Source organism: Neofamilia massiliensis (assembly GCF_001299475.1).
Lineage (GTDB): Bacteria > Bacillota > Clostridia > Tissierellales > Peptoniphilaceae > Neofamilia > Neofamilia massiliensis.
In genome coordinates, this window is sequence record NZ_CYUJ01000002.1 from 687,834 (window position 1) to 714,625 (window position 26,792).

The following is a 26,792-nucleotide window of genomic DNA, read 5'->3' on the forward strand; positions in this document are numbered from 1 at the left end:
ATATTTTTATGGTATAATAAGGGCAATAATATTGTTATTGGAGGTAATAAACTTAATGAAGACACCTGTAATGGATGCATTAAAAAAACTAGTTGAAGAAGATAGCATATCTTTTCACTTTCCAGGCCACAAGGGCAGGACTACTAATATAGATTGGAAAAAGCTAATGCCAATGATGGATACAACAGAAACAAGAGGTATGGACAATCTCCTTGACCCAAATGGAATAATAAAAGAATCTCAAGACGAAGCTGCAAAAGTTTTTGGAGCAAAGAAGACCTTTTATGTACCTAATGGTTCAACTGGATCCAACTATATAGCCTTATCTGTTGTTTGCCAAAGAGGAGACAAGATTTTAGTTCAAAGAAATTGTCACAAATCAATTTATAATAGTATGATTCTAAATGACCTAAGACCTGTTTATGTTTATCCCAACTTTAACAACTTATATGAATCCACAACTGGTGTCAGACCTGAAGATATAAAGGACGCCTTAGATAAAGACCCTGATATAAAGGCTGTATGTTTAACTAGCCCAAACTATTATGGAATTTGTTCAGACATAGAAGCTATAGCAAAAATTGTTCACGACAGGGAAAAAATTTTAATAGTTGATGAAGCCCACGGACCTCATATAAAGTTTTCTGAAAGATATCCTAAGTCAGCTATAGACTCTGGAGCTGACCTTGTAATTCACTCAACCCACAAAACTCTACCAAGTATAACTCAAACATCAATGCTACACATTTGTTCAGATAGAATTGACATAAACACAGTTAGAGACAGGTTTCAACTTTATACAACAACAAGTCCATCCTATCTCTTCACTGTTTCCAATGAAATGGCTACAGCCTATATGGAAGTAGAAGGAAGAAATAGACTAGACGACATGTATGACTATATAGTCGACCTAAGAAAGAGACTAGAAGCAATTGATGGGGTAAGTGTTTTACAAAAAGACCCAGATGATGAGACAATATTTGATTTAGATATATCTAGAATTTTAATTGGCCTTAGAGGTTACAAGGGAACTGAGCTTATGGATATTCTTTACAGGGACTACAACATTAGAATGGAAATGAATGACTACTATTCAACTCTAGCTATGTCAACTGTAATGAACACCAAAGAAGACTTTGAAAAATTATATGAGGCAGTAAAAGATATTGCCAAAAGAGAGAAGAGAAAAGCCTTAGAAAAACTTTCAATAGATATGCCAAGGCCAACTATAGCCATGAGTCCAGCTCAAGCATATTTTTCTAAGAAAAAACTAGTAGACTTAAAGGATTCTATTGGTAAAGTAGTAGCTACATCAGTTATTCCTTATCCACCAGGAGTTCCACTACTTGCAACTGGAGAGCTAATAACAAAGGAACTTTACGATTATTTAATGTTCTTATTAGAAAATAACATTAATATAGTAAACTTATCTGAAGATAAAAAACAAATATTGGTGGTAGAAGATTGAAAGGTTATTTTTTAGCATTAGAAGGACCTGACGGGTCTGGAAAGTCGACAATAGCAAAGCTTTTACAAAGAGAATTAGAAGAAAAATATAAATTTCAAATTGTTTTAACTAGAGAACCTGGTGGAACAAAAATAGGAGAAGATATAAGGGAAATTTTACTTTCAACAGCCAATATGGAAATGGGAAATAGGACAGAAGCATTATTATATGCTGCCTCAAGAGCCCAACACGTCGAGGAAAAAATTCTTCCCTTAGTTGAATCTGGTCAGTTTGTAATTTCCGACAGATATATTTTTTCTTCCCTGGCCTACCAAGGATTTTCTAGAAAGCTAGGCATTGATGAGGTTATGGATATAAATATCTTTGCTACAAACGGCTTTTATCCAGATAGGATTATATTTTTTGACCTAGATTATAACCTAGGCTTAGAAAGAAAATTTGCCCAAAAAGAAGGGGACAGGCTAGAAATAGCAGGAGATGACTTTCATAAAAATGTTTATGAAGGCTACAAGGAAGCAATAAAAAAATATCCAAATAAGGTTAAAAAAGTAGATGCATCTAAGCCAGTAGAAGAAGTTTTTAAAAGTTGCTTAGAAATTATTAAGGAGGATTTAAATTTATGAAACTAATTGTTGCAATAGTCCAAGACGAAGACTCAGCTATACTTTTAGATGACTTAATGGAAGCTGATTATAGGGTTACAAAACTTGCATCAACAGGTGGATTTTTAAAAAGTGGAAATACCACCTTGCTTATAGGTATTGATGAAGAAGAACGAATTAATAAGTGTATAGAAATTATTAATAGAAATTGTAAGAGAAGAGAAGTTACATCAACACTAATGAACCTTTCTATTCAAGGTGACGGCTATATGCCATACCCATTAGAAGTTACTGTTGGTGGAGCTAATATATTTATTTTAGACGTAGATGAACACGTTGTTTATTAGAGGTGAAAGATGAAATTAATAATAGCAATTATTCAAGATAAATTTGTAAACACACTAATTAGAAACTTTTTAGATGAAAATATAAAAATAACCAAACTATCTTCAACAGGTGGATTTTTAAAAAGTGGCAACTCTACATTCTTAATAGGAGTAGAAGAGAGCGAACTAGAAAAAGCAAAAATGATTATAAAAAATTCAGTAAAATCAGAAGTCATCAAAGAAAATGACGAAGAACTAAAGGTATCTGGAGCCCACTTATTTATAGTTGATGTAGAAAAAAATATAGTTTTATAATGAGATTTGAAAAAATTATAGGAAACGAAAGTATATTAAAGAGCTTAGAGGACATGGTTTTAGCTGATAGGATCAACCATGCCCTTTTATTTGAAGGCCCAGCTGGCATAGGGAAAAAATATACAGCAAAAGTTTTTTCTAAGTCAATTTTGTGTGAGGATGAAGTCGACAAGCCTTGTGGCATCTGTCCGCAATGTAAGCAATTTGACTCTGATTCAAACCCAGACTTTTTATTTGTAGAGCCTATAGGAGATGTAATAAAAAAAGAACAAATTCAAGACCTTATTGAATTTTTGTCTATAAGACCCTTTGATAGCAAGTACAAAATTGCCCTAATAGAAAGCTTTGATAAGGCTACAACTGAAGCTCAAAATGCCTTTTTAAAAACCCTTGAAGAAGGTCCTGACTATGGAATAATTATTTTACTTTCTGAAAACAATAAAAATATTTTAGAGACAGTTTTATCTAGGGTAAAAAGTTATTACTTTGCTCCTATAGAAAGTTCAAAAATAATAGAATACTTAGTTGATAACTATAACATTACTGACAAAGAAGCAAACTTTTATGCCAAGTATTCAAACGGCTCAATTGGGTTGGCAATAAAAATGGCCAAAGACCCAGACTTTAATGAAAAAAGACTAAAAAACTTAGAAATATTTCACAGGGCCCTAATGGGGGAAAAAGACTTTGTTCTTAGTGAGATAAAAAGTTTTAAAGACCAAGACAATATAGACCTTGTCTTAGATATGTATCTTTCTTGGTTAAGAGACCTTTTAATTTATAAGGAAACTAAGGATAGGTTTTATTTATATAACTCAGACTTAGAAAAGAAACTTGTAGGCCAAAGTAATTTAGATTATGAATTTATAAACTATGTAAAAGAAAAAATTATAAAGCTAAAGTCAATATTAAAATTTAATGTAAATAAGGACTTGGCTTTAGACTTATTTTTTATTGATATATTGGAGGAATGTCAGTGAATAAGGCAATAGGTGTTAGGTTTAAATGTGCCGGAAAAGTTTATTACTTTTCACCTAACGGTTTAGATATAAAAAGAGGAAACAAGGTAATAGTTGAAACATCCAGGGGAATTGAGTACGGCTCATGTGTTACAGAAATTCTAGATGCAGATATTCTAAAACTTGAAAGTCCTCTTAAAGATGTAATTAGAATAGCCAGTGAAGAAGATAATCAAACTCATTGGGAAAATTTAAAAAAGGCCAAAGAAGCTGAGAAAATTTGTAGGGAAAAAATAGAAGAACATAAAATAGATATGAAACTATCATCTGCAGAATATACTTTTGATAACAACAAGCTTTTATTTTACTTCACCTCTGACGACAGAGTAGACTTTAGAGAACTTGTAAAAGATTTGGCAGCTATTTTTAAAACTAGAATAGAACTTAGACAAATTGGTGTTAGAGACGAGGCGAAAATAATTGGAACTATGGGCTACTGTGGTAGAGAATCATGCTGCTCAACTTTTCTTTGCGACTTTAATCCAGTGACAATTAAAATGGCCAAAGATCAAAGTTTTTCCCTAAATCCAAGTAAGATTTCAGGTATTTGTGGCAGGCTAATGTGTTGTCTTGCTTATGAACAAGAAGCCTATGAATACGCCCTAAAGAAAATGCCAAAAATTGGAACTGTTGTTAATACAAAATTTGGACCAGGAACTGTGGCCCAAGTTTCCCCACTTCAAGAAATGATAAAGGTAAAATTTGTTGAAGATGACGAAATTAATATAGAAAACATTCATCTAGATGACCTAATTACTGACGACGAAATTGATAACAACAATCAATTCTAAACCAGTTAATTACACAGATTTTACTTGAAAAATTTTAGACTCTGTTGTATAATGTAATCAACAAAAATAATAGGAGGTATGTTAATTATGGCATATGTAATTCATGATAACTGTACAGCATGTGGAGATTGCAAACCTGAATGCCCAACTGAAGCTATTTCAGCAGGAGACATTTATGTAATTGATCCAGATACTTGTATCGATTGTGGAATGTGTGCAGATGTTTGCGCAGTAGGAGCACCACAAGCAGAATAATTAAAAAGTACTTATAAAAGATCAGCTTAAATTTTTAGGCTGATTTTTTTGTTGGGGAACTTTGCTAAAAAATTAAAAACACTTTACATACAAAAATCACTATTGTAACAAAAACGTAATAATGGATGACATTGCCAATGCTACAATTAAAGTATAAGAAAATCTTAATATAAAAAGAAAACTTTTAAAGATTTGCAAACGTTGAAAAGAAAAAGAATATGGAGGAAGAAAGATGAGCAAACTTATTAAAAAAGAAGTAAAAATAATGTCAGCAATAATTTTCGCTTTGTTAATGGTTTTTACTTCAAGTCTAATTAATGTTTTTGCTATGGATAAGACACTAAAAAATGTAGAGTTAGATTATTTTGCAAATACAATAATTGACTTAGATAATTCTGAATTACCAGCAGAGAATAATAATATTGATATTGAAAATAATTCAATAATTCCAGTTGAAAATTCATTATTAGAAGTAAATTTAACTAAAAAGCCTATATCATTAAGGAGTGGCAATCCTTTAGAAGAGAAAGCAATCACTCTTATTAAAGAAAGAGAAGCCATTGGCGACTACGACACTTTAAATCAAGCCATCAACAAAATGTATGAGCTTACAAACGGCGGCTCGAAATTCAATTTTATCGTTCAGGTAAATAAGGACATTGACTTATCGGAATACACTCAGTTTGGCTTTCCCTACGGTACAGCGACATTAACAAGTAAGGACCCGGCGAGCCCTAGGACCATCAAGGCGAAAAATTTAGTAAACGATAGAGTGTTTGATGTTGTTAACGGGGCTCATCTCACCGTGGAAAATATTATTATCGACGGAAACAAAGAAAAGCGTCTGCTTTGGGTGGATGGCAGTGAAAAAAATCCTACCGACCTGACCATCAACAAGGGCACCGTTTTGCAAAACGGAAAAGGTGACAATGGAGGTGCTATCTTTTGCCAAGATGTAGGCAATGTGACCATCAACGGCGGGGAAATTAGAAATAATGAAGCCACAGGTAATGGTGGTGCCATTTGCTATATCGGCAAGGGAACCTTGACCATTAACGGCGGCGAAATCTATGGTAATAAAGTCCCGTCAGGAAATGGCGGAGCAATTGTTTTACAAGGAAAAGGTTTAATTAACGGCGGTAAAATATATGAAAACGTCGCGAGAAACGGAGGAGGTATTTCCACAGGCAATAACGCAAACCTTGATATTACAGGCGGCGAAATCTATGGGAACTCCGCGTCCTATGCCGGCGGTGGAGTTTATTGTGGAGGTAACTCAAAAGTTAAGCTTTCCGGTGGACAAGTTTCTAAAAACACAGGAAAATACGGCGGTGGCGTAACAGCCGTATATAACAGTGAGTTTATTATGGAAGGCAACAGTGTTATTTCAGAGAATGAGGCCGAAAGAGGAGGAGGCATTTATGCTTGGGGAAGTAAATATGGGCAACCTACTTGTAATCTGAAATCCGGAACAATAGAAAAAAATGGTGCACCTTATGGGGGAGGCATCTTTCTACAATCGCAGAATGCTACAATAAGCGGTGTCGTAATTCAAGAAAACGTCGCAAACTTTGGCGGCGGTATTTATTCAAGTTTACCTGCCGGCGAAACCCTAACTGTTGACGGTGCGAAGTTATATAAAAATGAAGCGAGATCCGGTGGAGGAGTGTGCTTAACTAAAAAAGGCGGCAGCTTGAACTTTAAAAATGCTGAATTTAAAGAAAACAAAGCCTATTATGGCGGCGGCATCTGGACGAGTAACACCATGACCATAGAAAATACAACTTTTACAGGCAATGAGGCCATGAAATCCGACGAACCTGGAGATGCTGAAGGAAATCCTCAAAATTTAGGCCACGGGGGAGCTATTTATGTAAATACAAGATTGGCTGACGACGGAGTCGTTACGGTAGACGGCTGTACATTTACCAATAACAAGGCTGATAAATCAGGCGGAGCTATTTCTGTCGATGAAACCCACGGGCTATTAAAAGTAATCAACAATACTGTTTTTGATGGAAACCAAGCAACTGGTGAATTGGGACACGGCGGTGCAATATATAGTAATCTTCATGCCTATATGCCAGAATATGATGACGGATCTACAGGTGGTCTGGTACAACCACCGACAGCAAAAGATTATTATTATAATATAAATACAGATGCAACAACTGTATTTAAAAATAATAAGGCCTTTAAAACATTTACACCACCAAGTACAAAGGATGAATTTGTTAAACTTTTATACAAATCAACATCTCATCCAGGCACTAAATATGATCATCCTCTAAATAATGATGATGTCAATTTAATTGTATTTAAAGAAGTAATATTTGATAAAAATTACGATACAGAAAATCCGATTCATGATGCATTTTTATTATTAGAAAAGAGCAAATTAGAAGATTTTCCTGTTGATCCTGTAAGAGATGGATATATTTTCAAGGGATGGAACACTCAAAAAGACGGCAAAGGCACAGAGTTTAAACCGGGCACTGTCATTGAAAATGACATCACTGTTTATGCTCAATGGGAAGAAGAGAAAAAACCAAAGCCACAACCAGAGCCAAAGCCAGAACCACAACCACAAGAAAACTATATAAACTACGACTTTATCTTTAGTCCAGTCTTAAACCTAGAAGATCACTACCAATATCTAATAGGCTACGAAGACCAAAGCTTTAGGCCAGAAAACAATATGACTAGAGAAGAAGTAGCAGTGATGTTTTCAAGATTACTAAAAAACAGACCAATCAAAGGAAAAGTTTACTCTTATGACTATTCAGATGTTGAAAATGACAGATGGTCAATAACAGCAATTTCATATATGAACGAGCTAGGAATAATAAAAGGCTATCCAGACGGAACTTTTAAGCCTACAAGGAGCATAAGCCGTGCAGAATTTGCAGCAATAGCAACAAGATTTTCTAAAATCACTGGCGGAAACAAAATATTCTCAGATCTTTCAAAGGACCATTGGGCCTATGACCTAATTCAAAAGGCCGCAACAGCAGGTTGGATATCAGGCTACCCAGACGGAACCTTTAAGCCAGACAGAGAAATAACAAGAGCAGAAGTAGTAACAATAACAAACAGAATGTTAAATCGCTACGCAGACGAAAACTATGTAGATAGGAACCTATATAAAATTATCCACTACACAGACATGGATAAAAGCCACTGGGCCTACTATCCAGTAATCGAAGCCTCAAACGGCCATAAATTCGAACGCAAAGCAAACGGCAAAGATGAAAAATGGACTGAAGTAAACGATAGAACTTTTGTCTATGACAAGTAAAAATATTGTAAACAAATAAGCAAAAAGACTCAGCACAAACCTGGGTCTTTTTTAATGACTCTTTGTCAAATAGTGTTGATGAAGAGAAAATAACTAATAAATGGCTCAGGCAAAAGCATCTGGGCCAATTTTAATTTAGCAAAACTTTTCAATTAGCAAAATAAATTTTTAATTTATAAAAATTCCTATGAAGAAAATTATTAAAGAAGATTAAAATTAGAAAAAGCAAAATCCTTAGACAAAATCTGAGATTAAAAGATTTTTGCTCTAAAGTAATTCTGTAAGGAAGTTTTATTTATGGTAAAATATAAGTAAGAAATAAAAGAAAGTAGGAAAAATAATTGAAGGGAATTTATTTATGTCCAACTCCAATTGGAAACTTAGATGACATTACTTTAAGAACTTTAAAAACTTTAGAAAATATAGACATCATCGCCTGTGAGGATACCAGAGTATCTAAGGCCTTGTTAGACCATTATAATATTAAAAAGCCTTTAATTTCCTACCATAAATTTAATTATATGACTAAGATTCCTGAAATTATAAATGACCTTGAAGATGGAAAGACCTATGCCTTTATTTCAGATGCAGGTATGCCAGGAATTTCAGATCCAGGAACAGAAATTTTATCTGCTTGTATTGAAAGAGACATTCCAATAAACGTGTTACCTGGTCCAAGTGCCTTTGTAGTTGGCCTAGTTCTTTCAGGATTATCAACTGATAGATTTACTTTCATTGGATTTTTGCCAGAAAAGTCCAATCAAAGAATTAAAGAATTAGAAGAATTAAAGACCAAAAAGGAGACCCTAATATTTTATGAGGCTCCACACAGAATCCATAAATTTTTAAAAGACCTTTATCAAGTCTTTGGCAATAGGAAAGTTTCAATTTCCAGAGAAATAAGTAAATATTACGAAGAAACTATTAGAAAAGACTTAGTTGACCTAGTTGAAGATGAAGACTTAGTCAAAGCCAAGGGAGAGTTTGTAGTTGTTGTTGAAGGCTACCAAGAAAAAGAAATAGAAGTCAATATAGAAGCCGAGCTTCAAAAGTTATTAGACCGTGGTCTTTCAAAAAAAGATGCAGTCAAAGAAGTTTCTAAGAACTTTAATATAAAAAAGAATTTAGTTTATGAAAAGAGCCTTGACCTATAATGGAAAGTTTAAATATAAAATTAGCAGAAAAAATGAAAGAATTAAATAATAAGCTTGGCTATGACCTAAGTAATATTAAGAACTTTAACAGAGATTATTTAAGGGACCAACTTAAATGTTATGGCAGTTTTATTAATTTAAGAAAACTTGAAAGAGACGAGCTTGAAAAATTTTCTAAAATGGCTTGCATTGACGGGTCAGTAAATAGGTTTGGGTCATCTCATCCTCACTATATAGATGTTTATCAGGGCCTTGCTAAGGTTAGTAAGTCCTCTTTAGCAGATGTAATTTTATCAGATGTTTATAGCCCTTTAACTTCTAATCTTTCTGATGACGAAGAAGACTTAAAGAAAAAACTTTTAGCCAGGATTGAAATTTTAACAGGCCTTGAAACTTTAAAGACCTATGACCTAGATTATCTCTTAATGGATGGAAATTTAATTCGCTATACCATTGAAGACAAGGAAAATTTTGACAAGTTAATTGGCCTGTGTTTAGAAAAAAATGTACTCCTAGCAGGTTTTATTAAAGAGCCAAAGACCAACATTCTTGGCGAACTTATTTTTAAAGACAGCCAGGAAATAAAACTTTATGACAAAGACATTCTATATGGAATTTTAAATGAAGGAGAAGGGTATATTTTAGATGACAGCTACAATAAAAAAGTAGACCAAGGCTTTTCGTCAATGTTTTTAAGGATGGCATCTTATCCAGGTGTAACTGGCCTTGAAGTTTTAGAAGGACAAAGGGCAAACCTATATAATATTGCCAACCTTTGTTACAGCCTAACTCCACAAATGTCTAGGGGAGTTCCACTTATAATTGACATGGTAGACAAGGAAGTAAAAATAGACGATAAGTTAATGCGAGAAATCGTTTTAGCATATTTAGATAGTGACCTAGTAGAAAGATTTTTTAGAAGTGAAAGAAGTATGAGGAGATAAATGGACGATATGAAAGTTCTAGGGCTTACAAGTTCATCTGAGTTTTATGTAGGCTCTAAGGAGAGAAATTTTAGAATAAATGAATACCTAATTGTTGAAGACAAGAGACAGGGAAGTCTAGTCTTTGAAGTTATGGAAGCAAATACCTATAACAGGTACCTGCCTTTAAATATTGGTGGGGACTTAGTTGACTCCTCTGTAATAGAATCCCTTCAAGCCATTGGCTATATAGTTGACGACGAAACAGTTTACATAGGTAAGTGCCGATTATTAAATGAAGCTTCTTATCCAATTGAAACTGGGTCTAGGGTTAGAGAACCAAAATTCGATGAAATAAAATCTTTTTTATTAAATGGCAACTTAGACTCATCCTTACTTTTAGGGGCCATAAAAAACACAGACAAGGTCTATAACCAAATGGATGAAAGTTTAAAAAATCTCTACCATACCTTAGAAGATAGTATTTCTTATCAAGGAGATGTTCCATTTTTATTTAATATAAACGAGATGAATCAATATCCTCATATTGGAGTCTTTGGAGGATCTGGATCAGGAAAGTCTTATGGCCTTAGGGTCTTTATAGAAGAATTAATGAAAAAGAGAATACCAACAATAATCTTTGACCCTCATTATGAAATGGACTTTCAACTGAATTCTGAAAATCCATCGGCAAAAACTTCTTATGGCGACAACTATAATACTTTTGTTATCGGCCAAGATGTTGGAATTGACTTTAAAGATGTTAGGCCAGCTGATTTAAAGAGACTGCTTTCATCAACTAGCCAACTAACAGAGCCAATGGAGTCTTCAATAGACTTACTTTATAGCCACTTTGGCCTAGGTAAGGGACCTGCTGATATAAGGACCTTTGAATTATTAATTGACGATCTTTTAGAAATGAAGAGCTTTTCATCTGCTGATGCTATCCAAACTGAAATTAACAATAGCACAGGAGAAACTCAGGCTAAATACAATAGACTTTTAAGCCTCTATAAAAAGTATGATAAAAAAACCAACGAAAGTACTTTGAGAGGCTTATCGTGGAGGATTAGGTCTTTAATAAACGATGGAGTATTTACTAGAGATTCGCAGGAGGTTGCTGAGACTTTATTTGCAGGAAAAACTGCAGTAATCCAAGGTTCAACAAGACTTTTACAAGTTTATGGTTCTTACCTAATGAGTAAGTTTTATAATAACAGAAGGTCTTACAAGGACAAGGACCTAGATTATTTTCCACCATTTGTAATTGTTACAGATGAGGCCCACGAGTTTGCACCTAAGGGTCTGCCTAAACCTTCAAAGTCAATTATAAAAGAAATTGCCCAAGAGGGGAGAAAGTATGGAGTATTTTTAGTCTTAGCAACTCAAAGACCAACTCTCTTAGATGAAACAGTTACTGCCCAATTAAATTCTAAATTTATTTTTAGAACAGTTAGGGCCACAGACATTCAAACTATTAGAGAAGAAACTGATATTTCATCTGAAGAGGCAAAGAGACTGCCTTATTTAAAAACAGGTGACCTTTTTGCATCTATTGCATCAATGGGCAGGACAATATTTTCTAGGGTTAGACTGGCAGAGACCATAAAACCAAATATGGAAAATCCTTTTGATGAACTTAGAAAAATGGCAGACGAAACAGATGATAAATTTTTTAAACTTATTGAAGGAGAGCTACCGATTTCATCAACAGACCTACTACCTCTAATAGAAATTTTAGAGAGAAATGGTATGAAAATGAACGTAAATATTTTAGAAGACAAACTTAACGACCTTGTATCTAAGGGCAGGTTAGAAAAAGAATCTGGCATATTTGGAGATGAATTTAAACTTAAAAAATAGGAGGAGGTCCTATGGAGTTAAACTATCACTATGAAAGAGATATTTCTTATGAAGCCTATCTCTTTAACCAAGGAAAAAATTTTGAAGCCTATAAGTTTTTAGGGGCCCACAGAGAAAAAACTGGAGTGTCTTTTAGCCTTTGGGCACCAAGAGCAGCGGAAGTTTATTTAGTTGGAGACTTTAACAACTGGGAGGACACAAGTCTACCAATGCAGAGATTTGAAACTACTGGTATTTGGCAAATCGTCCTTGAAGGTGTTGAAGTTTTTGATGCCTACAAGTATAGGATTATAACAGAAGCAGGGGAAGTTTTATACAAGGCAGACCCCTTTGCTTTTCACGCTGAAGAAAGGCCTAAGACAGCTTCAAAATACTTTGATATTAATGGTTACAAGTGGACAGACAAAACCTGGCAAAAAAATAAAGAAAAGACCAACCTTTATAAGAGTCCAATAAATATTTATGAAGTAAATCTTTTATCTTGGAGGAAAAATCCAGATGGCAGCCAGTACTCTTATGAAAAATTAAAAGATGAGCTAATAACCTATGTAAAAAAAATGGGCTACACTCACATAGAGCTAATGCCAATAATCGAACATCCCTATGATGGATCTTGGGGCTACCAAGGAACAGGTTACTTTGCTCCAACTTCTAGGTTTGGAACTCCCTTTGACTTTATGGACTTTGTAAATGCCTGCCACAAAAATAATATTGGCGTGATTATGGACTGGGTTCCAGTTCACTTTGCAGTTGATGACTTTGGCTTGAGAAAATTTGACGGGACCTATCTTTACGAATCACTAGACCGAAGCAAGGCCAACAATGAAGCCTGGGGATCTTATAATTTTGATTTTACAAAAAACCAAGTCAGATCTTTTTTAATATCTTCAGCTATATTTTGGCAAGATTTTTATCACATTGACGGCCTAAGAGTTGATGCAGTTGCCTATATGATTTATGAAGACTTTCCTCATCAACAAGATAACTTTAAGGTAGATGAGCCAGCTATAAGGTTTTTACAAGAACTAAATACTGAAGTTTTTAAAAGATTTCCTTACAGTCTAATGATAGCAGAAGAATCTTCTGCCTGGCCAAATGTTTCTAGACATGTAGACATTGGCGGCTTAGGTTTTAATTTTAAGTGGAACATGGGTTGGATGAATGACATTTTAGACTATATGGAAACAGACCCGATTTATAGAAAGGACATGCATAACCAACTAAGATTTTCCTTTACCTACCAGTACAGCGAAAATTATATTCTGCCATTTTCTCACGATGAAGTCGTCCACGGCAAAAAATCTCTTTTAGATAAAATGCCAGGTACCTATGAAGAAAAGTTTGCATCTTTGAGATTGCTTTTAGCCTATATGATTGGCCATCCTGGAAAGAAACTTTCCTTTATGGGTAATGAATTTGGACAATTTATAGAGTGGAATGAATGGAAGGAGTTGGATTGGTTTTTACTTGACTATGATAGCCACAAAGGCATTCAAGACTTTGTAAAAGACTTAAATAATTTTTATAAGGACAATTCGGAATTTTTCCAAGAAGACTTTGACCCTAAAGGCTTTGAGTGGGTAGAGCACGAAAACGCCAATGAAAGTATTTTAGTCTTCGATAGGATAAATACCAAGGGAGAAAAGATCACTTGTATTTATAATTTTACCCCAGTTGACAGGCCAGCTTATCCTATTGGAGTAGACTACCAAGGAACTTATAAGACTCTTCTTTCAACAGACAAGAAAAAATACGGAGGAAAAACTCCAAGGGTCAAGACCTATAAGACAAAAGATGAAGCATTTAATGGACGAGATTACGGCATAAGAATTGATATACCAGGCCTAAGTGCCTTGTTTTTAAAGCATAAAAGCTAAAGGAGGAAAAATGGGAAAAAAGAAAATGGTAGCCTTGTTATTAGCAGGTGGCCAAGGCTCAAGACTAAAATTACTTACTAAGGACATTGCTAAACCTGCTGTAGCCTTTGGAGGCAAATACAGAATTATAGACTTCGCTCTTTCTAATGCAACTAATTCAGATATTTCTGACATTGCAATTCTAACCCAATACAAACCCTTTGAACTAAATTCCCACTTAGGCATAGGTGCTCCTTGGGACTTTGATACCAATGCTGGAGGACTGGTAAAACTTTCTCCTTTTGCTTCAGAAAGTGGCGGCAGGTGGTTTACTGGAACAGCCAATGCAATTTATGAAAATATAGACTCTATTGATTTAATGAATCCAGAATATGTATTGATTTTATCTGGCGACCACATCTATAAGATGAATTATAAAAAAATGCTAAACTACCACATTGAAAACAAGTCTGACTGTACAATTGCAGCTATTGAAGTTCCAATGGACGAGGCATCTAGATTTGGGATTTTAAATACTGATGAAAACAATATGGTTTACGAATTTGAAGAAAAACCAGAGCATCCTAAAAACAATCAGGCTTCTATGGGAATTTATATTTTTAAATGGGACAAACTAAAAGAATATCTAATAGAAGACGAAAATGACAAAACTTCTGCAAATGACTTTGGAAAAAATATTATTCCAAAGATGTTAAAGGCAGGAGAAAGACTTTTTGCCTTTAACTTTAAAGGTTATTGGAAGGATGTTGGAACAGTTAGGTCTTATTGGGAATCTAATTTAGACCTTTTAGACGAAGACAATAATCTAGATATTTTTGATAGGTCTTGGAGAATTTATACCAACAACTTAAATCTTCCGCCTCAATATATAGCTCCATCAGCTTATGTAGACCAGGCCATGATTAATGAAGGCTGCTTTGTAGCAGGTAGGGTAGAAAACAGCGTATTATTTTCAAATGTCACCATTGAAGAAGGAGCCCAAGTAAAAAACTCAGTTCTTCTTTCCAATTCAGTAATAAAATCTGGTGCCAAGGTATACAATGCCATTATTATGGAAGATGTAATAATTGAAAAAGACAGAATTGTAGGTAGTGAAAATGATGACTTGGTTCATCTTCTTTCACAAGACGAAGAAATTAGCGAATAGGAGGCAGCTATGGACAATTGTTTTGGTTTAATATCTTATAACAACAAAGATGGAGAATTTGCTTCTCTATGTAAAAGCAGACCATCCTATATGCTTCCCTATGGCAGCAGGTATAGGCTAGTAGATATAATAATTTCTAATATGGTAAATAATGGCATTAGAAGTGTCGCCTTATATACAGGAGAAAAAATAAGGTCAACTATGGACCACCTATCTGATGGCAAACCTTGGTCTTTAAACTCAAGATTCCACGGTTTATTTCTCTATCCGCCTATTAGACAAAATAGTCTAATAGAAAGATTAGGAGACATTGCAGACTTTTATTCAACCTTAAACTTTTTTAAAGTCTTAAGGGAAGAAAACGCCCTTATAGTAAAGTCAAATGTAGTATTTATGGAAGATCTTGACCAGGCCTATAATGAGTTTATTTCATCAGATTCAGATATAATGCTATTTTATGTTAGAAAAAATGATGAAAAAAAAGAATTTGTAAATACAAATAAACTCCACTTAGATGAAAATGGTTTTGTTACAAATATAGGAGTAAACTTAGGAACAGAAGATTCTTTCAATATGTTTGCTGAAGCTATGTTTATAAAAAAAGATGTTTTAGTTTCCCTAGTAAAAGAAACTGTTGAAAGGGGAAATGCAAATTCCCTAAAGGATGCAATTATTAAAAACAAAAACTCATTAAAAATAAACTCTTATGAACTAAATGAGCCTCTTGTTTTAATAAATGATATTAAATCATATTATGATGCAAATCTTCATCTTTTAGACAGGGAAAACTTTAATGATATGTTTATTAATAATGGCAAGGTAATGACAAAGACCAAGGACGAACCTTCAACTATTTATAAAAACAACCCAGAGGTTAAAAACTCACTAATTGCCAATGGTTGTATTATTGAAGGAGACGTAGAGTCTTCTATAGTCTTTAGAGGAGTAAAAATTGGCAAGGGTGCCATAGTTAAAAACTCAATAATTATGCAAAAATCAGAAATCCAAGAAGGCGCCGTTGTTATAAATTCAATTATAGACAAATATGCAGTTATTGAAAAAGACGTAAGTTTAGTTGGTTCAACTAACCAACCTGCAATTATTGAAAAATATGGAAAAGTACAAAAGGAATAAGCTATGAATATTTTTTATATGACTTCTGAAGCCAGCCCCTTTATAAAAACAGGGGGGCTAGCTGATGTATCTGGCTCACTGCCAAAAGAATTTAAGAAAAAAGGCCATGAAATTTCTGTAGTCTTACCTCTTTATGGCCAAATTCCATTTGAATACAAAGAACAAATGGAATACTTAGGCTACTATTTTGTAGACTTAGATTGGAGAAGGCAATATGCTGGAGTCTTTAAAATAAATTATGACGGAGTAAATTTTTATTTTATAGACAATGAATTTTACTTTAAAAGACAAAGCCTTTATGGCCAAGGAGACGATGGAGAAAGATTCATTTTTTATTCCAAGGCCTGTGTTCAACTTTTAAGATTCTTAGATGTTAAATTAGATATAGTTAATGCTAACGACTGGCATACTGGCCTAGTTCCTCTTTATATAAAAGACTTTGCCAGAGGCGATGACTTTTATTCTAAGATAAAAACAGCCTATACCATTCACAACATTAAGTACCAGGGAATTTTTCCTAAAGACATTATGTCTATAACAGGACTTTCTATGGATTATTACAATGAAGATGGCCTAAAATACTATGATGGAATAAATATGATGAAGGCAGGAATTGTCTATTGTGACCTTTTAACTACTGTGTCAAAAACCTATGCCAATGAAATTACCTATCCATATTTCGGCGAAGGTCTTGATGGCATAATTAGAAAAAATAAGCATAAGTTAGTAGGAATAATAAATGGCATCGACTATGACAAGTACAATCCAAAAAAAGATCCACTAATTCCTTATAATTATTCTGCTGATGATCTGACAAGTAAGGCTAAAAATAAAACTGACATACAAAAACTTTTTAATCTGCCAGTAAATGAAAATATACCAATGTTTGCTATGGTAACAAGACTCGTTGATTTAAAGGGGATTGATCTTTTAGATTTTATTATATCTGAACTAATGGAAGAGGACATTCAACTGGTAATTTTAGGAACTGGAGATAGAAGATACGAAGACATGCTAAGATTTTATGAAAGATGTTTTCCAAATAAATTAGCAGCGAGAATTTATTTTGACGAAGCTCAGTCTCATAAAATTTATGCAGGGGCAGACTTTTATTTAATGCCATCTATTGCAGAACCTTGTGGAATTTCTCAACTTATAGCAATGAGGTATGGAACTTTACCAATAGTTAGAGAAACTGGCGGTCTAAGAGATACAGTTGAACCTTATAACAAATACACAAAAGAAGGAACGGGTTTTTCATTTTCGAATATAAATGCCCACGAGCTTTTATTTACAATTAAAGATGCCATTAATCTTTATAGAAACAAGGAAGACCTTGACACTCTTATAAAGTCAGCTATGACAAGAGATTTTTCCTGGGATGTTTCTTGTGACGAATATTTAGAAAATTATAAGAAAGTTTTAAAAAATAAATTTTAAGAGAAAGATAGTATGATAGAAGAAGAATTATACAAGACTTATGTAGACTTAGACACAAAACTTGGTCTAGACTATTCTAAAGACCAAGCGACTTTTAAGGTTTATGCACCTAGCTTAAAGTCCTTAGCCTTAAGAGTATTTAAATCAGATTCAGATATTGTTGGAAAGACATATGAAATGGGAAAAGACCCTAGTGGAATTTTTTCTCTTAAACTAGAAGGAGATTATGACGGATTTTTCTATTCATATATTACAGATTCTTCTTTAGAAATTTCTGATCCTTATTCTATAGCCTCGATGATAAATTCAAAAAAATCAGCTATTGTAGATTTAGGAGACACAAATCCTGAGGGGTTTTTAGACCACAAAAAACCAGATACAAAAGCAGATGAAGCTATTATTTATGAACTTCACATAAAAGACTTTACCTATAATAAAAACTCTGGAGTAACAAACAGAGGAAAGTATCTGGGACTTTTGGAAGAAAATACTAATTATGAAAATGAAAAAACAGGCTTAGATCATTTAGTTGACTTAGGTATAAGTCACGTTCATCTCATGCCAGTCTATGATTTCTTAACAGTTGACGAAGACGAAGATAGCTTTTATAAAGACGACAACTACAATTGGGGCTATGACCCAAAGTTTTATAATGTTCCAGAAGGATCATTTTCTACAAGTCCAGTAGATCCAAAAAATCGAATAAGAGAACTAAAGTCATTAATTATGGCCCTTCACTCTAAGGGCTTAAAAGTAGTTGTCGATGTAGTTTACAACCACACTTATAGGGGAGAAAAATCCAACTTTCAAATGCTCTGCCCAAACTACTATTACAGAACTGACGACCAAGGAAGGTTAACTAACGGCTCAGGCTGTGGCAACGAATTTAGAACTGAAGCAAAAATGGCCAGAAAGTTTATTTTAGATTCAATAAAATTTTGGCTTGAAGAGTATAAGGTTGATGGCTTTAGATTTGATTTAATGGGCCTTATTGATATTGAGACAATGAAAGAAATATCTAGCCTAGCTAGGTCAATAGATCCAGATGTTTTACTTTATGGCGAGCCTTGGCTAGGGGGAGACTCTCCACTTCCATTAGAATTAAGAACTCTTAAAGGTAGCCAAAGATCCCAAGGATTTTCTTGTTTTAATGACGATTTTAGAAATGCAGTTAAGGGAAGCAATAGAGGCTATGGAATAGGCTTTATAAGTGGAAAGTCAGAAGAGAAAATTTCTGTTGAAACGGGAATAACAGGCTCAATAGATTTTGATGCCAACCACAAAGGATTTGCCAACGAACCGAGAGAGTCAATAAATTATTTAAACTCCCACGATGATTTAATTTTATGGGACAAAATTGACCTAAGCCTAGGGTCTAGGTCTTTTGAAGATAAAAAAGATATTTACAAACTGGCAAATTCTATTTTATTTTTATCCTTTGGCCTACCTTTTATCCACGAAGGCAATGAATTTTTGCGAACAAAACAAGGAAGAGCCAATACCTATAAGGATCCTATTTCAATAAATCAAATTGACTGGGACTTAAAAGTAAAAAACCAAGATGTCTATAAATTTTTTAAAGATCTAATTTCTCTTAGAAAAAGCCTTAAATTTTTTACAAGCTTTTCAGCTGCTGACATAAGAGAAAATTTAATTTTTTTAGACCTTGGCCAATTGCCTACAATATCTTATGTAATTAGATATGGAGATAAATTTTATTTTATTTCCCATAACAGCGGCCAAGAATCCCAAACTATTAACACAGAAGAACTTATAGAAACAATAAATGCTAAGTTTAAAGAAGAATTAAAAATGGAAAAGATTGACCTGAGAAGGATTTTCAATAAAAATGGATCCACAAATGAAATTATTGAAGATACTAATAAGCTAAACATAAACCCTCTAGGAAGCGAGCTAATAATTATAGAAAAAAGATGTGATTAAAGTATGAAGTTAGATGTCTCACTAAAGCAAAGTCAAAAACTTGCAATGACAACTGAATTAAGACAATCTATAGAGATTCTACAATTTAACATACAAGAACTTCAGGAGTTTTTATCTAATCTAGCCTTGGAAAATCCAACCATGGACCTTGAAATAAAAAGAAATAGTATAGAAGACTATTCCTATAAAAAATCAAGAAAAAGCCAAGACGAAGACGAAGATTATTTTTTTGAAAAATATATATCTCAAGAAGAGACCTTGTTTGATTACTTGTATGAGCAGCTTTTATCCTTGAAATTAAATAAAACAGAGAGACAAATAGGAAGATTGCTTTTAGAAAATATTGACGACAAGGGCTATATAATAATTGACCTCTATGAATTTTCTAATAGATACAAGTTTTCCTTTAGTTCAGTTTTAAAGGTTTTAAATCTCATGAAAGATTTCTTACCTGTAGGTATATGTGCATCTAGCTTAGAAGAATGTCTTTTAAAACAAGCCCAAGCCAAGGGCCTATCAAAATTAACTCAGGCTCTTATAAATTGGAATCTTGTAGACCTGGCAGAAAATAGAGTTGGACTTTTAGCTGGCAAATATGGAGTTGAAAACGAAGAAATACAAAAGTCTTTTGACGAAATTAAAAAATTAAATCCAAAACCTGGTAGCTTTTTAAATAGAGACCCAAAACCTACAAAGTTCATTATCCCCGATGTGATTTTAGAATTTGAAGGCGAGGAAATAAAATTATATTTAAATGAAGAAAATAAAATTTCTATTGCTAGAAACCAAGACTATTTAAATATGTTTAAAGCAGACGTTGATTTAGAGACTAGAACTTATCTTAAAGATAAATTTAAAGAGACCAATTGGATTATTAGATCTCTTAGACAAAGGGGAGAGACAATTTTAAAGGTAGCTGGAGCCCTTTGCCATATTCAGAAAGACTTTTTATTAAGTAAGGGTCCATTAAAGCCCTTGACTATGAAAGAATTAGCTAATAAACTAGACTTACATGAGTCGACAATTTCTAGGACTTGTAATGGCAAATATATTCAAACTCCGAATAAAGTTATGGAGTTAAAAGAATTTTTTACAAGAGGGCTAACTAGCGACCAAGGTCTAGTTTCAGCAAATGAATTAAAATTGTATATAAAAACTGCCATAAAAACAGAAGATAAAAGAAAACCTCTTTCTGACCAAAAGATTACAGATGACCTAAATGCCTTAGGCTATAATATCTCTAGAAGAACTGTACAAAAGTACCGTGATGAAATGGGAATCTTGTCGTCAACGAAGAGAAAAAGGTTTTAATGATAAAGTTTATTAAAATTGGGTATAAAAACCCTAGGAAAATTTGATATGAGGAGGAAATAAAATTATGTCTATTAAAGTTGGTATTAACGGATTTGGAAGAATAGGAAGAGATGTAACAAGAGGATTTTTTGAAGGCGGCAGAGAAGGCCTTGAAGTAGTTGCAATTAACGCAACTGGCCCATACGAAACTTTTGCCCATCTTTTTAAATATGACACTCCATACGGAAGATTTGATGGAGAAGTTGAAGCTTATGAAGAAGGTCTAATAATTAACGGCAAAAAAGTTAAATTCACTGACCACAGAGACCCAGCAGAAATTCCATGGAAGGACTTAGGAGTTGATTTAGTAATTGACTCAACAGGCGCCTTTAGAAACATGGAAGGTCTAAAGAAGCACCTTGATGCAGGAGCAAAAAAAGTAATTTTAACAGCACCTGGCAAAGACGTAGACAACACAATTGTTATGGGAGTTAACGAAGAAACTTATGACCCAGAAAAGCACAATATTATTTCTAATGCTTCTTGTACAACAAACTGCCTAGCACCTATTACTAAGGTTATCTTAGAAAACTTTGGCATTGAAAGAGGTTTAATGACTACAATCCACGCCTACACCAATGATCAAAACATTATGGACAACAAACACAAGGACCTTAGAAGGGCAAGGGCAGCAGCTCAAAATATTATCCCAACAACAACTGGAGCAGCCAAGGCAGTTGGCCTAGTTATTCCAGAAGTAAATGGCAAATTAACAGGTTTTGCTGTTAGAGTTCCAGTTATAACTGGTTCCCTAGTAGATGTAACCTTTGAAATCTCAAAAGACGCAAGTGTTGAAGAAATTAACAAAGCAATGAAAAATGCAGCAGAAAATGAATTGAAGGGAATTTTAGAATATACAGAAGAACCTTTAGTTTCTACTGACATTATTAAAAATTACAACTCTTCAATTTTTGACTCTAGCCTAACTTTAGTAAAAGATAGAATGGTTAAGCTAGTAGCTTGGTATGATAATGAATGGGGATACTCACAAAGAGTTTTAGACCTAGCAAAACTTGTTGCGGACAAAATGTAAGTAATAATGCTGTAGGATCTTAGATTCTACAGCTTTTTTTTGGAGGTTTATATGAACAAAAAAACTTTAAAAGATTATGACTATGCAGGTAAAAAAGTTCTAGTTAGATGCGACTTTAACGTTCCACTTGCAGATGGAAAAATAACAAATGACAAGAGAATTGTAGAATCACTTCCTACAATTAAATTTTTAATAGAAAACAAGGCTAGAGTAATACTTTTATCTCACTTAGGCAGACCAAAAGGCCAAGCAAAGCCTGAATTTTCTTTAAAGCCAGTTGCCGATAGATTAGAAGAATTACTAGGCCAAGAAGTTTTCTTCCTTGCAGACGACAAGGTTGTATCTGACAAGGTAAGAGAAGAAGTCAATAAACTAGCAGACGGCCAAGTTGCCCTTTTAGAAAATACTAGATATGTAGCTGGAGAAGAAAAAAACGATCCAGAATTTTCTAAGGACCTTGCTAGCCTTGGAGACTATTATGTAAATGACGCCTTTGGCACTAGCCACAGGGCCCATGCTTCAAATGTTGGCCTAGCATCAAATCTTCCTTCAGCAGTAGGATTTTTAGTTCAAAAGGAAATTGATATAATGGCCAAGTCCATTGAAGAACCAAAGAGACCTTTTGTAGCAATTTTAGGGGGAGCCAAAGTTTCTGATAAAATTGGCGTAATTGAAAATCTGCTAAAGAAAGTAGATAAAATAATTATTGTTGGCGCCATGGCAAATACTTTTCTAAAGGCTCAAGGTAAGGAACTAGGCAAATCTTTAGTTGAAGATGACAAGCTTGATCTAGCTAGAGAATTAATGGAAAAAGCAAAAGATTCTAAGGTAGACTTACTTCTTCCTGTAGACGCTCTTGTTGTAGATGAAATAAAAGAAGGAATAGCCTCTCAAGTTGTTAGCGTAGACCAAATTCCAGCAGATAAAATGCTAGTAGATATTGGACCAAAGACTCTAGAAGAAATTGAAAAGGCTCTAGCAGGAGCGAAAACTGTTGTATGGAATGGTCCAGCAGGAGTTTTTGAAGTTGATGACTTTGCCAAGGGAACCTTTGGTATAGCTAAGGCTTTAGCAGAATTAGATGGAACTACTATTATAGGTGGTGGAGATTCTGCTGCAGCTATAGAAAAAGCTGGCCTTGCAGACAAGGTAAGCCACGTTTCTACTGGTGGTGGAGCTTCACTTGAACTTCTTGAAGGCAAGGACCTACCGGGAATTTCAGCAATCGAGGACAAATAATGAGACAAACACTAATAGCAGGAAATTGGAAAATGAATATGACTACAGCAGAGGCTGAAAACTTTGCTGATGAGTTATTAAAGTTAAATCCTAAAAAAAATGGCGAAGTTTTAATTTGTCCACCCTTTACAGATCTTTATGCCCTAGGAAAAAAATTAGCAGGCAGTGGAATAAAACTTGGTGCTCAAAATGTTTTTGCAGAAGACTCTGGCGCCTATACAGGAGAAATTTCTCCAGCCATGCTCCTAGACCTAGGAGTTGAATATGTCATAATAGGTCACTCTGAAAGAAGGCAAATTTTCAACGAGTCTAATGAATTAATAAACAAAAAGCTTTTAAAACTCCAAGAAAAAAATTTAAAGCCAATTTTGTGTATTGGTGAAACCCTAGAAGAAAGAGAAGCAGGCAGGGAATATGACCTAGTAAAAAGCCAACTTTCAGCTTGTTTAAAAGACGTAAATGCAAATAAGTTAAAAGACTTAGTTATTGCCTATGAACCAATTTGGGCCATAGGAACAGGCAGGTCTGCATCAGCTAATGACGCTGAAGCCATATGCAAGTTTATAAGACAAGAGCTAGAAAAGAACTTTGGAGACCTTGCTAAAGAAATTAGAATTCTCTACGGTGGATCAGTTAAGCCAGCAACTATAAATGACATAATAGCCAAGGAAAATATTGACGGTGCCTTAGTTGGTGGAGCTAGTTTAAAAGCAGCAGACTTTGCTAAACTAGTTGCTTATGAGGTTTAAAATGACAAGTAAAAATAATATGCTTATAATTTTAGATGGTCTAGGTCTAGGAAAAGACTATGAAGGCAATGCCTTTTATCTGGCAAAGACTCCAACAATAGATAGACTTTTTCGAGACTATCCAACTAGTGAGCTTGTAGCCAGCGGCGAAGGTGTAGGTCTTCCAGCTGGTCAAATGGGAAATTCTGAAGTTGGCCATTTAAACATTGGAGCAGGAAGAATAATTTATCAAAACCTATTAAAAATAAATAATGCAATTAGAGATAAGTCTATTTTTCAAAATATAGTTTTAGAAGATGCAATACTAAAGGCCAAGGAAGCTAACAAGGCCTTGCACCTAATTGGACTTTTAAGTGAGGGGGGAGTTCATTCCCATCAAGACCATTTATTTGCCATAATGGATATGGCCAAGGAAAGTGGTCTAAATAAAGTTTATATCCACGTAATTTTAGATGGCAGAGATGTGTCTCCTTATGCAGGAACTGAATCAATTAAGGCCTTGGAAGAAAAAATTAAAGACTTAGATTTAGGTCAAATTGCTACTGTTGCTGGTAGATATTATGCCATGGACAGGGACAAAAATTGGGCCAGGACTGAAGAAGCCTATGATAAAATAGTTTCAGCCTCAGCTGATCCTATTGATGACCTAGACCTTTATATAAAAAATTCCTATGCCAATGACATTACAGATGAGTTTATTGTCCCTAAGACTTTAAAAGGCTATCATGGAATGGAAGATGGAGACTCAGTAATATTTTATAATTTTAGACCAGACAGGGCCAGACAACTAACTTGGGCTCTAATGAACAAGGACTTTGATGGTTTTCAAAGAAAGAGAAAAGTTGATCTAAATTATGTCACAATGACAGAATACGATAAGAACATTACAAATGTAAGTATTGCCTTTAAAGATGAAATACCAAAAAACACCATGGGAGAATATATTTCATCTCTAGGACTAAAGCAACTGAGAATAGCAGAAACAGAAAAGTTTGCCCATGTAACTTATTTCTTTAATGGAGGCAGGGAACTTCCTTTTGAAGGAGAGGACAGGATCTTAGTTCCATCTCCTAAGGTTGCTACATTTGACTTAGAACCTCAAATGTCTGCTTATGAAGTTACAGATAAGGTAGTGGCAGCCATTGATGAAGACAAATACAATCTTATAGTTTTAAACTTTGCAAATTGTGATATGGTTGGTCATACTGGAGTGATTCCAGCAGCAGTCAAGGCAGTTGAAACAGTAGATTATAATTTAAATAGGGTACTAACAAAACTCAAAGAAAAAAATGGTCAAGCCCTAATTACAGCTGATCATGGAAATTGTGAATTGATGTTAGATGAAAACAAAATGCCAGTAACTAGTCACACAACAAATCCAGTTCCACTAATTTTATTTAATTACCATAAAGATGCAAGTCTAAAATTTGGTGGAAGACTTTGTGACCTGTCACCAACATTATTAGAAATGATGGATTTGGAAAAGCCAGAAGAAATGACTGGCAGTAGTTTACTTGAGAAAGGAAGAGATAAAAATGAGTAGTATAATTGAAGTTTATGCTAGAGAAGTCTTAGACTCTAGAGGAAATCCAACAGTTGAAGTTGAAATTTATACAGAAGACGGAGCTTTTGGAAGAGCTATTGTTCCATCAGGAGCATCTACAGGAGCCCATGAAGCAGTAGAACTTAGAGATGGAGATAAGACTAGATATTTAGGCAAGGGAGTTAGCCAAGCAGTTAACAACGTAAACGAACTAATTGGACCAGAAATTGTTGGCTTTGATGTTTGTGACCAACTAGCAATTGACAAAACTCTAATAGATTTAGATGGAACTGAAAACAAGGGCAAACTTGGAGCTAATGCAATTCTAGGAGTTTCAATGGCAGTAGCAAGGGCAGCAGCAGATGAATTAGGCATGCCTCTATATGCCTACCTAGGTGGACCAAATGCTAAGAACCTTCCAACACCAATGATGAATATCTTAAATGGTGGAGAACATGCTGACAACAACGTAGATATCCAAGAATTTATGATTATGCCAGTAGGAGCTGGATCCTTTAAAGAAGCTCTAAGAACTTGTGCTGAAATCTTCCACAATCTAAAGGCAGTTTTAAAGGACAAGGGCCTAAGTACATCTGTTGGCGACGAAGGTGGCTTTGCGCCAAACCTATCTTCAAATGAAGAAGCCTTAAAGACAATTGTAGAAGCTATTGAAAAAGCAGGTTACAAGCCTGGAGACCAAGTAAAAATTGCCATAGACGTAGCAGCAACAGAACTTTATGACAAAGAAAGAAAAATTTATTCTATAAAAAGTGAAGGCAAAGAACTAACATCAGATGAAATGATAGCCTGGTATGAAGAGCTTGTTTCAAAATATCCAATTATTTCAATTGAAGACGGTTTAGACGAAGACGATTGGGATGGCTGGAAAAAATTAACAGAAAAACTTGGCAAAAAAATTCAAATAGTTGGAGACGACTTATTTGTTACTAATGTTAAGAGACTAGAAAAGGGTATAGAAAATTCAATTGCAAACTCTATTCTTATAAAGTTAAATCAAATTGGAACAATAACAGAAACTCTTGATGCAATTGAACTTGCAAAGAGACACGGCTATACAGCAGTAATCTCTCATAGGTCAGGTGAAACTGAAGACACAACAATTGCCGACCTAGTTGTAGCAACAAACGCTGGCCAAATAAAAACTGGCGCCCCATCAAGAACAGATAGGGTTGCTAAATACAACCAACTTCTAAGAATAGAAGATGAACTTTATGGGGTATCAGAATATAAAGGTGGCGACAACTTCTATAACTTAAAGTAAAATTTAAAGTCAAAAAGCAAAATAGTTTTTAAAGCAC

General features: G+C 34.3%; 22 protein-coding genes. All 22 read left to right on the top strand.

The features are described from left to right. The first annotated feature begins 55 nt into the window (after window positions 1-55). Complete coding sequence (locus BN2667_RS03315; RefSeq protein WP_054251900.1) at window positions 56-1,468, top strand: aminotransferase class I/II-fold pyridoxal phosphate-dependent enzyme; 1,413 nt, start codon at window positions 56-58, stop codon at window positions 1,466-1,468. Next, window positions 1,465-2,091, top strand: coding sequence for a dTMP kinase (tmk, locus tag BN2667_RS03320; protein ID WP_054251901.1), 627 nt, complete (start codon window positions 1,465-1,467; stop codon window positions 2,089-2,091). The genes BN2667_RS03315 and tmk overlap by 4 nt, the downstream gene beginning before the upstream one ends. Further along, entirely contained in the window at window positions 2,088-2,417 is a 330-nt protein-coding gene (locus tag BN2667_RS03325; protein WP_054251902.1) for a cyclic-di-AMP receptor, read from the top strand. Before tmk ends, BN2667_RS03325 begins: the two co-directional genes overlap by 4 nt. 9 nt (window positions 2,418-2,426) lie before the next feature. Beyond that, complete coding sequence (locus tag BN2667_RS03330) at window positions 2,427-2,711, top strand: cyclic-di-AMP receptor (RefSeq protein WP_054251903.1); 285 nt, start codon at window positions 2,427-2,429, stop codon at window positions 2,709-2,711. After that, the gene (locus BN2667_RS03335; RefSeq protein WP_054251904.1) at window positions 2,711-3,691 is read left to right on the top strand and encodes a DNA polymerase III subunit; all 981 of its coding nucleotides are present in this window, start codon (window positions 2,711-2,713) and stop codon (window positions 3,689-3,691) included. The genes BN2667_RS03330 and BN2667_RS03335 overlap by 1 nt, the downstream gene beginning before the upstream one ends. Further along, window positions 3,688-4,521, top strand: a complete 834-nt coding sequence (locus BN2667_RS03340) for a PSP1 domain-containing protein (RefSeq protein ID WP_054251905.1) — start codon at window positions 3,688-3,690, stop codon at window positions 4,519-4,521. The genes BN2667_RS03335 and BN2667_RS03340 overlap by 4 nt, the downstream gene beginning before the upstream one ends. An 87-nt stretch (window positions 4,522-4,608) precedes the next feature. Continuing rightward, window positions 4,609-4,776 carry a DUF362 domain-containing protein gene (locus BN2667_RS09150; RefSeq protein WP_075967864.1) on the top strand — a complete coding sequence of 56 codons (168 nt, stop codon included), beginning with the start codon at window positions 4,609-4,611 and terminating at the stop codon, window positions 4,774-4,776. Window positions 4,777-5,008: 232 nt separating this feature from the next. Then, window positions 5,009-8,074, top strand: a complete 3,066-nt coding sequence (locus BN2667_RS03345; protein WP_054251906.1) for an S-layer homology domain-containing protein — start codon at window positions 5,009-5,011, stop codon at window positions 8,072-8,074. 341 nt (window positions 8,075-8,415) lie between these two features. Next, window positions 8,416-9,228, top strand: coding sequence for a 16S rRNA (cytidine(1402)-2'-O)-methyltransferase (gene rsmI / locus BN2667_RS03350; protein WP_202903552.1), 813 nt, complete (start codon window positions 8,416-8,418; stop codon window positions 9,226-9,228). 32 nt (window positions 9,229-9,260) lie between these two features. Continuing rightward, a complete protein-coding gene (locus tag BN2667_RS03355) occupies window positions 9,261-10,172 on the top strand; it encodes a DNA double-strand break repair nuclease NurA (protein WP_162200275.1) in 912 nt (303 codons plus the stop codon). Further along, window positions 10,173-12,014: an ATP-binding protein gene (locus BN2667_RS03360; RefSeq protein WP_202903553.1), complete on the top strand. Its 1,842-nt coding sequence runs from the start codon at window positions 10,173-10,175 to the stop codon at window positions 12,012-12,014. Window positions 12,015-12,025: 11 nt separating this feature from the next. Then, window positions 12,026-13,891, top strand: a complete 1,866-nt coding sequence (gene glgB, locus BN2667_RS03365; protein ID WP_054251908.1) for a 1,4-alpha-glucan branching protein GlgB — start codon at window positions 12,026-12,028, stop codon at window positions 13,889-13,891. Between the two features lie 10 nt (window positions 13,892-13,901). Beyond that, window positions 13,902-15,038 carry a glucose-1-phosphate adenylyltransferase gene (locus BN2667_RS03370; RefSeq protein WP_054251909.1) on the top strand — a complete coding sequence of 379 codons (1,137 nt, stop codon included), beginning with the start codon at window positions 13,902-13,904 and terminating at the stop codon, window positions 15,036-15,038. 9 nt (window positions 15,039-15,047) lie between these two features. Continuing rightward, window positions 15,048-16,172 (top strand): glucose-1-phosphate adenylyltransferase subunit GlgD, encoded by a 1,125-nt coding sequence (gene glgD, locus BN2667_RS03375; RefSeq protein ID WP_054251910.1) that lies wholly within the window; start codon window positions 15,048-15,050, stop codon window positions 16,170-16,172. Between the two features lie 3 nt (window positions 16,173-16,175). After that, complete coding sequence (gene glgA, locus BN2667_RS03380) at window positions 16,176-17,612, top strand: glycogen synthase GlgA (RefSeq protein WP_054251911.1); 1,437 nt, start codon at window positions 16,176-16,178, stop codon at window positions 17,610-17,612. A 12-nt stretch (window positions 17,613-17,624) separates the two neighbouring features. Next, window positions 17,625-19,556 (top strand): type I pullulanase, encoded by a 1,932-nt coding sequence (gene pulA, locus BN2667_RS03385; protein ID WP_054251912.1) that lies wholly within the window; start codon window positions 17,625-17,627, stop codon window positions 19,554-19,556. A 3-nt stretch (window positions 19,557-19,559) separates the two neighbouring features. After that, window positions 19,560-20,867 carry an RNA polymerase factor sigma-54 gene (gene rpoN, locus BN2667_RS03390; protein ID WP_054251913.1) on the top strand — a complete coding sequence of 436 codons (1,308 nt, stop codon included), beginning with the start codon at window positions 19,560-19,562 and terminating at the stop codon, window positions 20,865-20,867. 67 nt (window positions 20,868-20,934) lie between these two features. Beyond that, the gene (gene gap, locus BN2667_RS03395; protein WP_054251914.1) at window positions 20,935-21,942 is read left to right on the top strand and encodes a type I glyceraldehyde-3-phosphate dehydrogenase; all 1,008 of its coding nucleotides are present in this window, start codon (window positions 20,935-20,937) and stop codon (window positions 21,940-21,942) included. A 51-nt stretch (window positions 21,943-21,993) separates the two neighbouring features. Beyond that, window positions 21,994-23,181 (top strand): phosphoglycerate kinase, encoded by a 1,188-nt coding sequence (locus BN2667_RS03400; protein WP_054251915.1) that lies wholly within the window; start codon window positions 21,994-21,996, stop codon window positions 23,179-23,181. Continuing rightward, window positions 23,181-23,930 (top strand): triose-phosphate isomerase, encoded by a 750-nt coding sequence (gene tpiA / locus BN2667_RS03405; RefSeq protein WP_054251916.1) that lies wholly within the window; start codon window positions 23,181-23,183, stop codon window positions 23,928-23,930. The genes BN2667_RS03400 and tpiA overlap by 1 nt, the downstream gene beginning before the upstream one ends. A 1-nt stretch (window position 23,931) precedes the next feature. Further along, window positions 23,932-25,473 (top strand): 2,3-bisphosphoglycerate-independent phosphoglycerate mutase, encoded by a 1,542-nt coding sequence (gpmI, locus tag BN2667_RS03410; RefSeq protein ID WP_054251917.1) that lies wholly within the window; start codon window positions 23,932-23,934, stop codon window positions 25,471-25,473. After that, on the top strand, window positions 25,466-26,755 hold the full coding sequence (gene eno / locus BN2667_RS03415; RefSeq protein ID WP_054251918.1) for a phosphopyruvate hydratase: 1,290 nt from the start codon (window positions 25,466-25,468) through the stop codon (window positions 26,753-26,755). The genes gpmI and eno overlap by 8 nt, the downstream gene beginning before the upstream one ends. Window positions 26,756-26,792: the final 37 nt, after the last annotated feature.